Annotated in this window: 9 protein-coding genes; 5 read left to right on the top strand and 4 right to left on the bottom strand. The window is 63.0% G+C overall.

Going from position 1 to position 13,811, the window contains the following annotated elements:
- Positions 1-30 precede the first annotated feature (30 nt).
- Complete coding sequence (locus BLS51_RS30495; protein ID WP_090178111.1) at positions 31-1,620, top strand: methyl-accepting chemotaxis protein; 1,590 nt, start codon at positions 31-33, stop codon at positions 1,618-1,620.
- Positions 1,621-1,625: 5 nt separating this feature from the next.
- Here BLS51_RS30495 and BLS51_RS03635 read toward each other — a convergent pair whose 3' ends face one another.
- Positions 1,626-2,360, bottom strand: a complete 735-nt coding sequence (locus BLS51_RS03635) for a substrate-binding periplasmic protein (RefSeq protein ID WP_175472505.1) — start codon at positions 2,358-2,360, stop codon at positions 1,626-1,628.
- A gap of 70 nt (positions 2,361-2,430) precedes the next feature.
- Between BLS51_RS03635 and BLS51_RS03630 the strand changes: the two genes are divergently transcribed.
- The 4 genes from BLS51_RS03630 to BLS51_RS03615 all read left to right on the top strand — a co-directional run bounded on the left by BLS51_RS03630 (position 2,431) and on the right by BLS51_RS03615 (position 9,155).
- A complete protein-coding gene (locus tag BLS51_RS03630) occupies positions 2,431-3,081 on the top strand; it encodes a TetR/AcrR family transcriptional regulator (RefSeq protein WP_090178117.1) in 651 nt (216 codons plus the stop codon).
- An 88-nt stretch (positions 3,082-3,169) separates the two neighbouring features.
- Complete coding sequence (locus BLS51_RS03625) at positions 3,170-5,920, top strand: bifunctional diguanylate cyclase/phosphodiesterase (protein WP_229207394.1); 2,751 nt, start codon at positions 3,170-3,172, stop codon at positions 5,918-5,920.
- An 11-nt stretch (positions 5,921-5,931) separates the two neighbouring features.
- Positions 5,932-8,238, top strand: a complete 2,307-nt coding sequence (locus BLS51_RS03620; protein ID WP_090178121.1) for an FdhF/YdeP family oxidoreductase — start codon at positions 5,932-5,934, stop codon at positions 8,236-8,238.
- Positions 8,235-9,155: a bestrophin family protein gene (locus tag BLS51_RS03615; protein WP_090178124.1), complete on the top strand. Its 921-nt coding sequence runs from the start codon at positions 8,235-8,237 to the stop codon at positions 9,153-9,155. Before BLS51_RS03620 ends, BLS51_RS03615 begins: the two co-directional genes overlap by 4 nt.
- On the opposite strand, the gene BLS51_RS03610 is transcribed toward BLS51_RS03615, so the two are convergent.
- Genes BLS51_RS03610 through BLS51_RS03600 form a run of 3 tightly spaced genes read right to left on the bottom strand, consistent with a single transcriptional unit; the run spans position 9,152 to position 13,703 of the window.
- Positions 9,152-10,426 carry an EAL domain-containing response regulator gene (locus tag BLS51_RS03610; RefSeq protein WP_090178127.1) on the bottom strand — a complete coding sequence of 425 codons (1,275 nt, stop codon included), beginning with the start codon at positions 10,424-10,426 and terminating at the stop codon, positions 9,152-9,154. The genes BLS51_RS03615 and BLS51_RS03610 overlap by 4 nt on opposite strands.
- The gene (locus BLS51_RS03605) at positions 10,423-12,192 is read right to left on the bottom strand and encodes a methyl-accepting chemotaxis protein (RefSeq protein WP_175472504.1); all 1,770 of its coding nucleotides are present in this window, start codon (positions 12,190-12,192) and stop codon (positions 10,423-10,425) included. The genes BLS51_RS03610 and BLS51_RS03605 overlap by 4 nt, the downstream gene beginning before the upstream one ends.
- A gap of 59 nt (positions 12,193-12,251) precedes the next feature.
- A complete protein-coding gene (locus BLS51_RS03600) occupies positions 12,252-13,703 on the bottom strand; it encodes an aminotransferase-like domain-containing protein (protein WP_090178134.1) in 1,452 nt (483 codons plus the stop codon).
- Positions 13,704-13,811: the final 108 nt, after the last annotated feature.

Raw genomic sequence — 13,811 nt, 5'->3', positions numbered from 1 at the left:
GGCTGCTGGATTTCCCAAACGGAGAACATCATGCCCCAACTGACCTTTAGACAAAAACTTTGGCTGCCGCTAATTTGCAGCCTGCTGTGCCTGACCGGCGTTGCGGTTTTAGATGCGCTGCAATTACGCACTCTGCGTTTCGAGGAACGCCAGCGGGCGTTGACCGATATGAATGACGCCGCCCTGCATATCGTGCAGCGCTACGCGGCCGAGGCAAGTAGTGGCAAGGACGATCTGGCCAATGCGAAGAAGCGCGCGCTGGCGACACTGGACAGCATACGTTATGCCGGGGACGGCTATGTGTCGCTGATCGGCACGGACGGCCGCATCATCCAGAATCCCGGCAATCCCGCTTCCAACGGCAAGGACATGATGGATTTCCGCGATGCCGACGGCGTTTATATCTTCCGCGAGTTCGCGCGGATTGCCAATACGCCGGAAGCTAGCGGCTTTGTGCGTTTCCTGTGGCAGCGTCCCGGCCAGAAGGACGCCACGCCCAAGCTGGCGCGCATCAGCACTTATAAACCGTGGGGCTGGGTATTCCTGACCGGGGTGTACACCGACGATATCGAGGCGGACTTTCACCGTTCGCTGCTGACGTCCGCTGCTGGCCTGCTGGCGGCGGGTACGGTGCTGCTGCTGGTGTCCGGCGCCATCAACCGTAGCCTTGGCCGCGTGCTGGGGGGCGCGCCTGAGTATGCGGTGGCGGTCGCCAATCGCATTGCCGCCAATGACCTGAGTGCACCGGTAACGCTGCGTCCCGGCGACGACAGCAGCCTGCTGCACGCAATGCACACGATGCAGCGTAATCTTGTTGGCACCATCGGCGAGATACGCGGCAGCGCTGAAACCATTGCCACGGCTTCAAGCCAGATCGCGGTCGGCAATCTGGACCTGTCTGCGCGCACCGAGACGCAAGCCAGCTCGCTGGAGGAAACGGCGGCGTCGATGGAACAACTGACTTCCGCCGTTCGCCAAAATGCGGCCAACGCGCAGCAGGCAAATGAGCTGGTGCAGGATACCGCGCAGGTGGCGCAGCAGGGCGGGGAGGTGATTGGCCGGGTGATCCAGACCATGGGCGACATCAATGCCGCCTCCAGCCGCGTAGTGGATATTATCGGCGTCATCGACGGCATCGCTTTCCAGACCAACATCCTGGCGCTGAATGCGGCGGTGGAGGCAGCGCGCGCGGGTGACCAGGGCCGGGGTTTTGCCGTAGTGGCAACCGAGGTGCGCAACCTGGCGCAGCGTAGCGCGGCCGCTGCGCGTGAGGTCAAGCAGTTGATCGACAATTCGGTTGCCAGCATCGCAGCTGGACAAGCGCTGGTGGCGCAGGCTGGCAACACCATGGAGCAGGTGGTGGGCAGCGTGTCGCGCGTGACCGCGATCATGGCAGCCATCAGCGATGCGTCGCGCGAGCAGAGTACCGGGATTGGCCATGTCAATCAGGCGATTACCGAAATGGACTCGGTGACGCAGCAGAATGCGGCGCTGGTGGAGCAGGCGGCAGCGGCTGCGGGCAGCATGCAGGACCAGGCCAGCCATCTGACCAGCTGTGTTGGCGTCTTCCGCCTGTCACATGGCGGCGCCGCGCCGCTACGGCCCTTGCTGTTGAATTGAGGCCTTTAGTCGCTTATTTGCCGGTACTGCGCCAGCAGTGCCGGCATTTGCTTTTGCAGCAGCAGTTGTGCGCAGGCCTGGCGCAGGCGCGTTGTGATGGCGGGCGTGGCGGTTTGTTGCGACAGATATAGGCATAGATCGGCCTGGCCGACCACCAGTGGCGCGCCAAAGTCCGCAGGCTTGTGGCCGAGATGGCGGATGGCATAGTCCATGGAGGCGCGCACGCCGGCCACACCGTCCAGCCGTCCCTGAAGCAGCATGCGTAGTCCCTGTTCGTAGCTGCTGGTTTCGTAGCGGGCGATGCAGGTGTGCAGTGAGCCGGCGAAGCTGGCCCTGCGCAGCAGCGCAACCCTGCGGCCGCACAAGGCTTCCATTCTGGTATAACGCGTGCCGCGTCGGCCGACCACCACCACGTCTTCCGTGCCCAGCGTGGCCAGTGGCGGCCGGGTTTGGCCAGTGCTGGCGTCGATGGCCAGCATCAGGTCAGCAGTGCCGCCGGCCAGCATGGCGATGGCGCGTGCATAGGGCACCGCTGTGGTGGTGATGGGCAGTCCGCTCAAGGAAGAAAGCTGTGACGCCAGGTCGACAGCGACGCCTGCCAACTGGCCGTCTGCATTGCGTCCGCCCCACGGCATCAGGTCAACGACCACCATGCGTAACGGTACGGTTGGGGGCATCGCCAGCGCTGGCAGCGTGGCGAACAAGGGAGCACAGAGAAGATGGCGGCGGGTGCGGTTCATGAACGTCCCCTGAAGTGGAATTTCAGTATAAGTGATCGACCGATAAATTAAAAGCAGATATACTCGAAACATGCAAACCAAGACCAAGCCTGTGGTAAAACGACTGTCGCCGGCGGAGCGCGAGCAGCAGATTGTCGCCAAGGCCATCAGCTATTTCGCCACGCACGGCTTCAATGCCAGCACGCGCGAGCTGGCCAAAGAGATCGGCATCACCCAGCCGCTGCTGTACCGCTACTTCCCCAGCAAGGATGCGCTGGTGGACCGCGTGTTCCAGGTCATTTACCTGTCACGCTGGAACACCGAGTGGGATCGTCTGCTGCGCGATCGTGGAATGCCGCTGTCGAAGCGCTTGCACCTGTTTTACAAACAGTACGCCGGCATGATCCTGCAAAGCGATTGGATACGCATCTTCATTTTTGCCGGCCTGACGCGACAGGGCATCAACGATCGCTACCTGGCCGGCCTGCGCGAGCGCGTGTTCGACGTCATACTGGCGGAGCTGCGCTTTGAACATGGCGTGGATGCGCCGACACCACAGCAGTACGAGGATGAGATTGAGTTTATCTGGGGCCTGCACGCCGCCATTTTTTACGTCGGCGTGCGCAAGTATGTGTATGGCCTGGCGGTGCCGGATGATCTGGACCGCCTGGTGGCGCAGAAACTTGACGTGTTTCTGGCCAGCGCGCCCAAGGCGTTGAAGAACTTGCGGAAGGCAACCTAAACCTTGGTATGAGTTTGCATACGAAGGTGCAATTTCGCTAAATCCTTTCTGATTTTATATTGACGCATGTGTCAATCAGGGAGGAGTTATGTTTGTCAAACACTACAAGAAGCTGCCCGGTTTTCGCACCATGGCGGCCGAGTGGCTGATGCTGGGATTTGTGCTGGCGCTCAGCGGTCTGCTGATCGCTTACTTCGTGTGGAATGAGCGCGGTCTGCTGATGACGTCCAACATCGAGCGGATGCGTATGCAAACGCTGATTATCGACGAGAACCTCAGCCACCAGCTGGAAGGTGTACGCAGCGCGCTCGATAGCGCGCGTGCCACGCTGAAGCCAGGCAGCAGTTGTTCTGTCGATTGCCGCCGCACGCTGCTGCAATCCCTGAAGCGCGCCATGCCGGGCGTGCGCGCCTTGCTGGTGCTGGACCGCAAGGGCGATATCGTGATGTCCGACGATGACTTGCGCGATAGCCGCCTGGATGACCGCAACTACACCAGCCACGTCGAGCGCATGCGCGATCCGGATACACTCTATCTGTCGCAGCCCTACGAGAATACGCCGGGCGTGTTTAACATCAAGCTGTCGATGGCGCTGATCGGTGCGGATGGCGCCAATAATGGTGCAGTCAGCGCCATTCTCAATCCTGAATACTTCGATGCTGTCATGCGCTCCGCCTTGTATGCGCCGGACATGAACAGCGCCATCACCGAAGACAGCGGCCGCCGCATCCTGTTCGTGCCAGCCGATCCCGCTGCGATGCGTAACACCAGCGCCGCGCCTGATCCGTTCTTTGTCCGCCACCAGAACAGCCATCGTTCGGAGACGGTGCTGGACGGTACGGCGTCGAACGGCGAGCAGCGGCTGGTTGTCCAGCGCACCATGCTGCTGCGTGGCCTGGGGCTGGACAAGACGCTGGTGGTCAGCCTGGGCCGCAACCAGGCGCTGATCGCCGCCGGCTGGCATAGCATGGCGTGGACCTGCGGCATTGCCTGGCTGGTGTTCGGTCTGACGTCCAGCGGTGCACTGGTGCTGGTGCAGCGCCGCCGTCAGGTGCTGGAAGATCTGGCCGCCGCGCGCGAGGACGAGCAGGCCGCCGCTGCGGAAAAGATTGAACTCGCGCTGAACGGCGCCAATCTCGGCTTGTGGGAATGGCAGATGGCGGAAGATTACCGCACCGTCGACGGCCGCGCCGCCGCCATGCTGGGCTACACGGAAGAAGAGCTGAATGGAGGCGCCATCGACTGGCGCAGCATGGTCAAGGCGGACGATATACCCGGCATCGAGGCGGCGCTGGCCGCGCACGTGGCCGACAGTTCGCGCTCCTTCGAGGCGGAGTACCGCATGCGCCATCGGGCTGGCCACTGGATCTGGGTGCAGACGCGCGGCAGGGTGGTCGAGCGCGCGGCGGATGGCAAGCCGTTGCGCATGCTGGGCACGCGCATGGACATCAGTGCGCGCAAGCTGGCGGAAGCGGAGATTGCCCACCTGGCATTTTACGATGGCCTGACCAATCTGCCCAACCGACGGCTGCTGCTGGATCGGCTGCATCACGCCATCGCCAAGGCGGCACGTGGCGGTATCCATGGCGCGGTGCTGTTTGTCGATCTGGATAACTTCAAGTCGCTGAACGACACCATGGGCCATGACATGGGCGACCGCCTGCTGGAAATGGTGGCTTTCCGTCTCAGTGAAGTCACGCGCGAGACGGACACTGTGGCGCGGCTGGGCGGCGATGAATTCGTCATTCTGCTGGAAGACCTCGGCGCGGACCAGCAGCAGGCCATGGGCAATGCCGCCGCTGTCGCCGGAAAAGTGCTGGACTCGCTGAGCCGCAGCTATACGCTGGATGGGCATGAGCTGCGCAGCACACCGAGCATCGGCGTGGTGCTGTTCGGCGCCGAGCATCACACCATCAACGACCTGTTGCGCCAGGCGGATATGGCGATGTACGAGGCCAAGGCAGCCGGCCGTGCCACCTTCCGTTTCTTCGATCCGCACATGCAGGTGGCGCTGGATGCTTCCGCAACGCTGGAGTCGGACCTGCGTTTCGCATTGCAGCGCGATGAGCTGCGCCTGTACTACCAGCCGGTGGTGGACAATACTGGCCGCGTCACTGGCGTGGAGGCGCTGCTGCGCTGGCAGCATCCGCAACGTGGCTTGATCGGGCCGGGCGAGTTCATTCCGCAGGCGGAGAAATCCGGCCTGATCGTGGAGCTGGGCGAATGGGTGCTGGAAGCGGCCTGCCGCCAGCTGGTGTGCTGGAACGGGTCGCCGGACAGCACCCACCTGACCATGGCCGTCAATGTCAGCGCACGCCAGTTCCGGCAATCTGCCTTTGTCGACCAGGTGCTGGCGGTGCTGGAACGTACCGGCGCAGATCCGCGCCAGCTGAAGCTGGAACTGACGGAAAGCATGCTGCTGACCGACATGGATGACGTTATCGCAAAGATGACAACCCTGAAAGCGCATGGTGTCGGCTTTGCACTGGATGATTTCGGCACCGGCTATTCGTCGCTGAGCTACCTGAAGCTGCTGCCGATCGATCAGCTGAAAATAGACCGCTCGTTCGTGCACGACATGCTGCACACGCGCCATGCATCGAGCATCGTGCGCGCCATCATTACGCTGGCGTACAGCATGGACCTGGCGGTGGTGGCGGAAGGCGTGGAGACGCGCGAGCAGTGGTCGGCGCTGGAAGCCTTTGGCTGCAATGCCTTCCAGGGCTATCTGTTCGGGCGTGCTGTGCCACTGACCGAGCTGGCTGTACTCCCCGACACCGCTGCGTACTGTGCTCCTTCCCGCGCGCAGGCCGACGCTATGCTCGATATGTCAATATAAGGAGTATCAGCATGGCAGAAACCAAAGGACGTATCGAACCCTACCACCATCCGGCGGCCGGCTGGGGCGCGCTGAAATATGTGGCGATCAACCTGTTCAAGGAGCGTGTCAGCGGCGTCAATTACAAGTCGCTGTTTGCGCAGAACCAGCCCGACGGTTTCGACTGTCCCGGTTGCGCTTGGCCGGACCGTGAGCATGCGTCGACGTTTGAGTTCTGCGAGAACGGCGTCAAGGCAGTGGCTGCGGAATCGACCAGCAAGCGTGTGACGCCGGAGTTCTTTGCCGCGCATACGGTGACGGAGCTGTTGCAGCAATCCGATTACGAGCTTGAACAGCACGGCCGCCTGACGCATCCTATGCTCTACGATCCAGTCGGCGACAAATATGCGCCGGTAGCCTGGGCTGAAGCCTTCAAGCTGATCGCAGACGAGTTGAACGCGCTGGATGATCCCAACCAGGCCGCGTTCTATACTTCCGGCCGCGCCAGCAACGAGGCAGCCTTCCTGTATCAGCTATTCGTGCGCGCTTATGGCACCAACAACTTTCCGGATTGTTCGAATATGTGCCACGAAGCGACCAGTCGCGGCTTGCCGGGCACCGTGGGCATCGGCAAGGGAACGGTGACGCTGGACGATTTCGAACATGCGGACACGCTGCTGATCTTTGGCCAGAACCCTGCCACCAACCATCCGCGCATGCTTGGCGAACTACGGGAATGCGCGCGGCGTGGCGCAACCATTGTGTCGATCAATCCTTTGCGCGAACGCGGCCTGGAACGCTTCGCCAGCCCGCAGCATCCGGTGGAGATGCTGACCATGTCCAGCACGCCGATCAGCTCCATGTTCATCCAGCCCAAGCTGGGAGGCGACTTTGCGTTGATTAAAGCCCTGGCCAAGCGCGTACTGGAAATGGACGACAGGGCGGTGCTGATTGGCGTGCGGCGCGTGCTGGATATCGATTTCATCGACGAACACACCACCGGCTTCGCCGAATTCGCGCGAGACCTGCGGGCGGAGAAATGGGCGCTGCTGGAAGAAGAATCCGGCGTGCCACGGTCTCAGATCGAGGCGCTGGCGGATGTCTTCATGCGCGGCGAACGCGTGATCGCCACCTGGGGTATGGGACTGACGCAGCATAAGCATTCAGTACCGACGATACAGATGCTGTCCAACCTGATGATGATGCGCGGGCAGATCGGGCGCCAGGGCGCGGGCCTTTGCCCGGTACGCGGCCATTCGAATGTGCAGGGCGACCGCACCATGGGCATCGAGGAACAGCCGGCGCAGGCTTTCCTTGACCGCATGGAACGGGTGTTCGGCTTTGTCCCGCCGCGTCATCACGGTTATGACGTGGTGGCGACCATCGGCGCCATGGCGGAGGGGAAGGTCAAGGTGTTTGTTGGGCTGGGCGGCAATTTTGCCATGGCCACGCCGGATACGCCCTTGACTTTCAACGCCCTGCAGTCGTGCGAGCTGACGGTGCACATCGCAACCAAGCTGAATCGCAGCCATCTGATTCACGGCCGGAAGGCGCTGATCCTGCCGACATTGGGCAGGACCGAGATCGACATGCAGGCCGGCGCGCCGCAAGGCGTGACGGTGGAAGATTCCATGAGCATGGTGCACATCTCCTTTGGCCTGAATAAGCCTGCTTCACCGGACCTGCTGTCGGAGATTGCGATCGTCGCGCGCATGGCCGAGGCGACGCTGGGCGAGCGCTATCAGCTGAAGTGGAAAGACTATCGCGATGACTACGCGCTGATCCGCGACGATATCGAGAAGGTCTTCGACGATTTTTATGATTACAACGCGCGCGTGGCCAAGCCGGGTGGTTTTCACCTGAAAGTGGCGTCGCGCGAGCGCGAATGGGCGACCGCCAGCGGCAAGGCGCAGTTTGTGCCGCATAAAATCGCGCTGGATACGCCGATCCGTCGTGCCCGCGCCAGGCATGGCGAGCGCCTGCTGGTGATGATGACCACCCGCTCGCACGACCAGTACAACACCACCATCTACGCGCTGGATGACCGCTATCGCGGCGTGTTCGGCATGCGGCGGGTGATCTTTATCAACCAGGCCGATATCGACATGCTGGGCATGAAAGCCGGCGACTGGGTAGATGTGCAAAGCGTGTGGGACGATGGCGTGGAGCGCCGTGCCGACGGCTTCATGCTGGTGGCTTATGACATTCCGCGCGGCTGCATCGGCGCCTACTATCCGGAGACCAATCCGCTGGTGCCGCTGGCCAGCGTGGCCGACGGCGCGGGCACGCCAACCTCGAAGTCGATTCCTGTCCTGCTGACGCCTGCGGTAGCATCATGATTATCCGGCCGCCAACCAATTGGTTGCGGATGCTGTTCGTCTGGGATGGCTCCGTACTCAAGACCATCGTGCCGCAGCTGCTGATTATTTTGTCGATCAGCGTACTGGCGGTTGTCACCAGCGGCCATATCCTCGGGGCGAAAATTCCGCTGGATACGGTGCCGTTTCCGCTGGTGGGTGTCAGCCTGGCGATCTTCCTGGCGTTCCGCAACAACGCTGCGTATGCGCGCTATGTGGAGGCGCGGCAGATCTGGGGGCGCATCCTGATCGCGGCGCGCGCACTGACTTCGCAAGTCATCAATTACCTGCCCGAAGATGGCGACGGCTTTGAGCGCAAGCTATTCGTGCAGCGCCTGATCGCCTTTGTCTACGCCTTGACGCACCAGCTGCGGCATACCGATCCTTCTGCGGATCTGGCACGCTACTTGTCTAAAGAAGAGGCGGATGAACTGCGCGGCTTGCACTATATTCCGGTGGCGCTGCTGGACCGCATCCGCCTGATGTTGTCGCGCGCCGGCCGCAAGCGCGGCGAAGGCGAGCCGTTGTTGTGGTTACTGGATGCGCAGGTCAGCGAACTGGCTGCCGCTGTTGGGGGCTGCGAGCGCATTTCGAATACGCCGATTCCGTTTGCGTACGGCGTGCTGGTACACCGAACGGTGTATCTGTATTGCTTCATGCTGCCGTTTGGGCTGGTGGCGGACCTGGGCATGGCGACACCGCTGGTGTGCGTTTTTGTCGCCTATACGCTGTTTGCGCTGGAAGCGATTGCTCAGGAAATTTCGGAGCCATTTGGCACCGATCCGAATTGTTTGGCGCTGAACGCCATGACGCGCAATATTGAGCGCTCCTTGCTGGAGCAATGCGGTGAGGAGTTGCCAGCGCAGCTCGAACCCTGCGAGCGTTACAACATCTCTTAAGGCCGCAGCTGGATAACTGTGCCGCCGGCCTTGCCGGCGGCAGCGGATTTTTCGCGCCACAGCGGCAGCGCCGATGCCGGCATCGGACGGGCGATCAAATAGCCTTGCGCCTGGTCGCAGCCCAGTTCCCGCAGCAGCTGGCGGTCCTGTTCCATCTCGATTCCTTCTGCTACCGTTGTGACGCCCAGTTCACGGGCGGAGGCAATCGCGTGGCGCAGCAGCGTGTGCATGTGCGGTCGCTTGCTGGCGCCGTGTACCAGGCGGCGATCCAGTTTCAGTTCGGTGAAGGGGAAGCGCGACAGTTGCAGCATCGAGGCGTGGCCAGCACCGTAGTCGTCCAGCGCAAGGCCGAAGCCCTGCATGCGCAGCTTGATGAGGATGCGCAGCGCGGTGGCCAGGTCGGCGATTTCCTGATGTTCGATGATTTCGAAGGTGATAGCGCGTGGCGGCACATTGGCGTCGTTGACGGCCTGGATCAGCTGTTCGGCCAGGTGCGGATCGGTCAGCGACAAGGGCGAAAGATTTACCGATAGCGGCAAGGACAAGCCATCGGCCTGCCAGCGGCGCCAGTCGCTCAAGGCGAGGTGCAGCACTTCAACGGTCAGCACATCCACCAGGTTGGCGGCTTCCGTCTGCGGCAGGAAGCAGGCGGGCGACAGCAATCCATGCGCCGGATGGCGCCAGCGTATCAGCGCCTCGGCGCCGCGCAGCGAGCCGTCCTGCAGGCAGGTCTTTGGCTGATAGTAGAGTTCAAACTGGCGGTTCTGTAGCCCGGTGAGGATTTCGCCGGCGCCGGGCTGCGGCGGCGCTGTGCCGCAGCGTGTGCGGGTGTCGCTTATCCGGTGTGCGGCGATGCGTGCGGCCGCCGGCGGGCAGCTGTCGACGGCGTTCCGCAGCGCGTCCGCCGTCAGCGGCTTGGGCAGGGCGGCCAGCGCTTCGAGGCCCAGCGTGGTCGCCAGCGTGAGGGCGGCGTCGTGCAGGCGTGCGGTGTGGCGGCTGGTGATAATGATGGGCAGACCTGGCTCCAGCATGGACAACGCTTGCAGCAGACCGGCACCGTCCATGTCCGGCAGGTCGAGTTCCATGATGACCAGGTCTGGAGGGGAGGGCAGCGATTCGATCAATTCGAGTCCGCCGGCGGCGCAGTCGGACCAGCCGTTGACGATGATGCCAGCCTGGCGGCATTGCGCCACCGCCGCTTCCAGCTCGGCTCCGCTGCCATCAATGACGACGGCACGCAGGGGTGGTGCAGCCGGATCGCCGGCGATCATGTGCGCACCGGTCCTGTGACCAGGCGCAGGCCAGTGCGCGCAGCGCCATATGTGGCGCTGTCGTGACGACCGCCGGGCGCGGCTTGCCGACTGTCGCGCGATGTGCCGTTGTGCGTGTCTTGCGGCCGGCTGCCGCGTACCTTGCCACTGCGCGCGGATTGCTGCGTGTTGTCGCCAGCCGGTGCATCGGCGCGGGCTGACGTGGTGGCTTCGGCGGTGACCTTGAAGCGGGATACCGCACGTTCCAGCTGCCCTGATTGTTCTTGCAGCGCTTGCGCGGCGGCGGCCACCTGTTCTACCAGCGCGGCATTCTGCTGCGTGCCGTGATCCATCTGGACGACCGCCTGGCTGCAAGCCAGAATGCCCGCATGCTGCTCGGCGCTGGCGTGCTTGATCTGCGCCATGATTTCTTCCACATGGGTGACGCTGCTGACGATGTCCTGCATCGCCGCCGACGCCGCGCGTACTTGCTGGTCGCCGGCCCCGGCCTGAGCGACCGCAGCTTTGATCAGGTTGCCGATGTCGCGCGCGGCATCGGACGAGCGGTGTGCAAGCGCGCGCACTTCGCCTGCCACCACAGCAAAGCCACGGCCAGCCTCGCCGGCGCGCGCCGCTTCAACGGCAGCGTTCAGCGCCAGGATATTGGTCTGAAAGGCGATACCGTCGATCAGGCCAATGATGTCGGCCATCTGCGCGGCGGACGAGCGGATGGATTCCATGCGCGCGGTGACGGCGGCGACAGCCTCGCCGCCTTTGCCTGCCGCCGCCGAGGCTTGCAGCGCCATGGTATTGGCGCGCGCCGCGTGGTCGGCGTTCTGCTGCACGGTGGTGGTCAGTTCCTCCATCGCGGCGGCGGTTTCCTGCAGGCTGGACGCCTGCTGCTCGGTGCGTGCCGACAGATCCAGATTACCGCTGGCGATCTGGCTGGAGGCGGCGGCGATCATCTCGGTGTCGCTGCGTACCTGCGTTACCAGTTTGCTCAGGTTATCGCGCATATGCTCCATTTCGTACAGCATGCTGCTGCGGTCGCCGTCGCGCAGCGTGATGGCCTGCGTCAGATCGCCATCGGCAATGCTGGCGGCGGTACGCGCCGCCTGATCCGGCTCGCCACCCAGCTCGCGCCGCAGACGGCGGATGATGGCGGCTGCCACGGTCAGCGAGATCAGTATTGCCGCCGCGCCCAGGACCAGCATCTTCATCTGCGTGGCGGCATAGGCGTGCGCTGCCTGCTCGCGCGCCTCGCGCATCAGCGATACTTCGTTGCCGATCTGCGCGGCCAATGTTTCACGGCAGGCTTGCAGCATGGGTTTGACATGGGTATTCAAGTAAGTGCGGGCTTCCTCATCGCGCCCCGCTTGCACCAGCGCGATCAGCTTTTGCTGACCGACAGCGTATTCCTGGTAGGCCGCACGGACCTTTTTCAATGCGGCGCGGCCGCCCGCCGTCACCACCCGCCGGTCCAGCTCCGCAAGCTTGGCATCGGCATCGCGCCGATAGCCGTCAATGCTTTCCAGCTGCTGGCGCCGCACGGCTGGATCGGCGCTCAGCATCAGGTTGCGCAGCGAGACGGCGATATCGGTCACACGCAAGCGGACGTCGGTGGACAGCTCGATCTTGGGCCAGCGGTCATCGGCGATGGTGGCGGTGGTGGCGTTCAGCTTGGCCTGTTCGGACAGTCCCAGCGCAATGGCGGCAGCGAGGAACAGGCAAATCAGGCCGAAGCCGGTGACGAGAAGATTGGCGACCTTGATGCGGGCGGTTTTCATGAGCATTCATCCAGAAATGGCGTGTGCTCAGAATAAGCGCCAGCGCGCCGCCCGGATGGCTACAGATGGGCTTTTTTGCGAGGAGCACAGTTGGCCATGTCGCCGGCCAGCAGGCCTAGCGTGCGCACCGCCGCCTCCACGTCCGCATTCCAGGGATAGCTGTAATTCAGGCGGATGCAGTGCTGAAAAGCGTCGCCGGTGGCGAAGATATTGCCGGCGCCGATGCTGATGCCGCGTTCTTGCGCCCTCGCGTACAGCTCCAGCGCGCGCACGCCGTGCGGCAGGTTCACCCACAGCACATAGCCGCCGGCCGGCGTCGACACCTCGGTCCCGGACGGGAAGAAACGCCGCACCGCCGCCGTCATGATGCTGGCGTTCTGCGCATAGGCCTTGCGTAGCTTGCGCAGATGATAGTCGTAGCCGTCGTTCTTCAGGTACTCGGCGATCGCCAGTTGCGGCAGGGCGGGTGTATTCAGCGTGTTCAGGAACTTCAGCTTTTCCACCTGCGATTTGTAGCGACCAGGCAGCGCCCAGCCGATACGGTTGGCGGGGCTGAGCGTCTTGGAGAAGGAATTGCAGTGCAGGACCAGACCGCGCGTATCGTAGTTCTTCAGCGAGGTCGGATGGACGTCGCCGTAATACAGCTCATGATAGACATCATTCTCGATGACCGGCACGTCATGCCTGGCCAGCAGTTCGACCAGCGCGCGCTTGCGCTCATCGCTCATCTGGAAGCCCACCGGATTCTGGAAGTTGGGCATGACGATGCAGGCCGCCACGCCCTGGCCGACGATGGCGCGCTCCAGCGCTTCCAGGTTGATACCTTGCGCCGGATCGGTTTCGATCTCCACCACGTGCATGCGCATCCGTTCGATCGCTTGCAGCAGCGCGTAGTAGGTCGGTGATTCCACCGCGATCACGCTGCCCGGCGGCGCCACCGCTTGCAGGCACAGGTTCAGCGCCTCGGTGGCGCCGGTGGTGATGACGATCTCGCCGGCGTCCACCGGCAGGCCGTTCTCCAGGTGGCGGCGGGCGATCTGCCGTATCAGTTCCGGATTCCCAGGTGGCAGGTCGGCAGTCATGCCCATCTGGCCGACGCGGCGCCCCAGGCTGTTGGCGTAGTGGTTGAGGCGTGCCCACGGAAATGTGGCGGGATCGGGATAGGGCGAGCCGAGAGGCACGCTGCCCTGATTGATCGAACGTAGCGTGGTGAGCACAAATTCGCTGGTGTCCAGCGTTTCGGCGCGCGCCATGTCGGCCGGCGCCTGTGGTTCGCTGGCCACGGGCGCAGCTTGCACGCTCGGCTTGCGGCGTACGAAATAGCCGGACTGCGGCCGGCTTTCAATTAGTCCCTGGCTCTCCAGCAGCAAAAATGCGCGGATGACGGTGGAGACACTGAGGTTGTGGTGCTGGCTGGTCTGGCGCACCGACGGGATCTTCTCGCCTTCGCGGATCACGCCTTGCGCGATCTGGCTGGCGATATCGGCGGCCAGGGTTTCGTACAATTTCACGGTCTCTCTCCCGCAAATGAATGCTGTCAGCGTAGCTCAAATGCGGCGCGGGCGACACTATACCTCGGTTTAGGTAGGGCGGGCTAACCCATACTGGAGTATAGGGTC

It is taken from the genome of Duganella sp. OV510 (genome assembly GCF_900100205.1).
In the GTDB taxonomy this organism is placed as follows: Bacteria; Pseudomonadota; Gammaproteobacteria; order Burkholderiales; family Burkholderiaceae_D; genus Rugamonas.
Note: the sequence above shows the minus strand (reverse complement) of the source record. Positions and strands in the feature narration are given on the sequence as shown.

What these genes read in the sequence shown, in the direction of transcription:
- BLS51_RS30495 (WP_090178111.1), top strand. Translation starts at nt 31, where the DNA reads ATGCCCCAACTGACCTTTAGACAAAAACTTTGGCTGCCGCTAATTTGC.
- BLS51_RS03635 (WP_175472505.1), bottom strand. Translation starts at nt 2,360, where the DNA reads ATGAACCGCACCCGCCGCCATCTTCTCTGTGCTCCCTTGTTCGCCACG.
- BLS51_RS03630 (WP_090178117.1), top strand. Translation starts at nt 2,431, where the DNA reads ATGCAAACCAAGACCAAGCCTGTGGTAAAACGACTGTCGCCGGCGGAG.
- BLS51_RS03625 (WP_229207394.1), top strand. Translation starts at nt 3,170, where the DNA reads ATGTTTGTCAAACACTACAAGAAGCTGCCCGGTTTTCGCACCATGGCG.
- BLS51_RS03620 (WP_090178121.1), top strand. Translation starts at nt 5,932, where the DNA reads ATGGCAGAAACCAAAGGACGTATCGAACCCTACCACCATCCGGCGGCC.
- BLS51_RS03615 (WP_090178124.1), top strand. Translation starts at nt 8,235, where the DNA reads ATGATTATCCGGCCGCCAACCAATTGGTTGCGGATGCTGTTCGTCTGG.
- BLS51_RS03610 (WP_090178127.1), bottom strand. Translation starts at nt 10,426, where the DNA reads ATGATCGCCGGCGATCCGGCTGCACCACCCCTGCGTGCCGTCGTCATT.
- BLS51_RS03605 (WP_175472504.1), bottom strand. Translation starts at nt 12,192, where the DNA reads ATGAAAACCGCCCGCATCAAGGTCGCCAATCTTCTCGTCACCGGCTTC.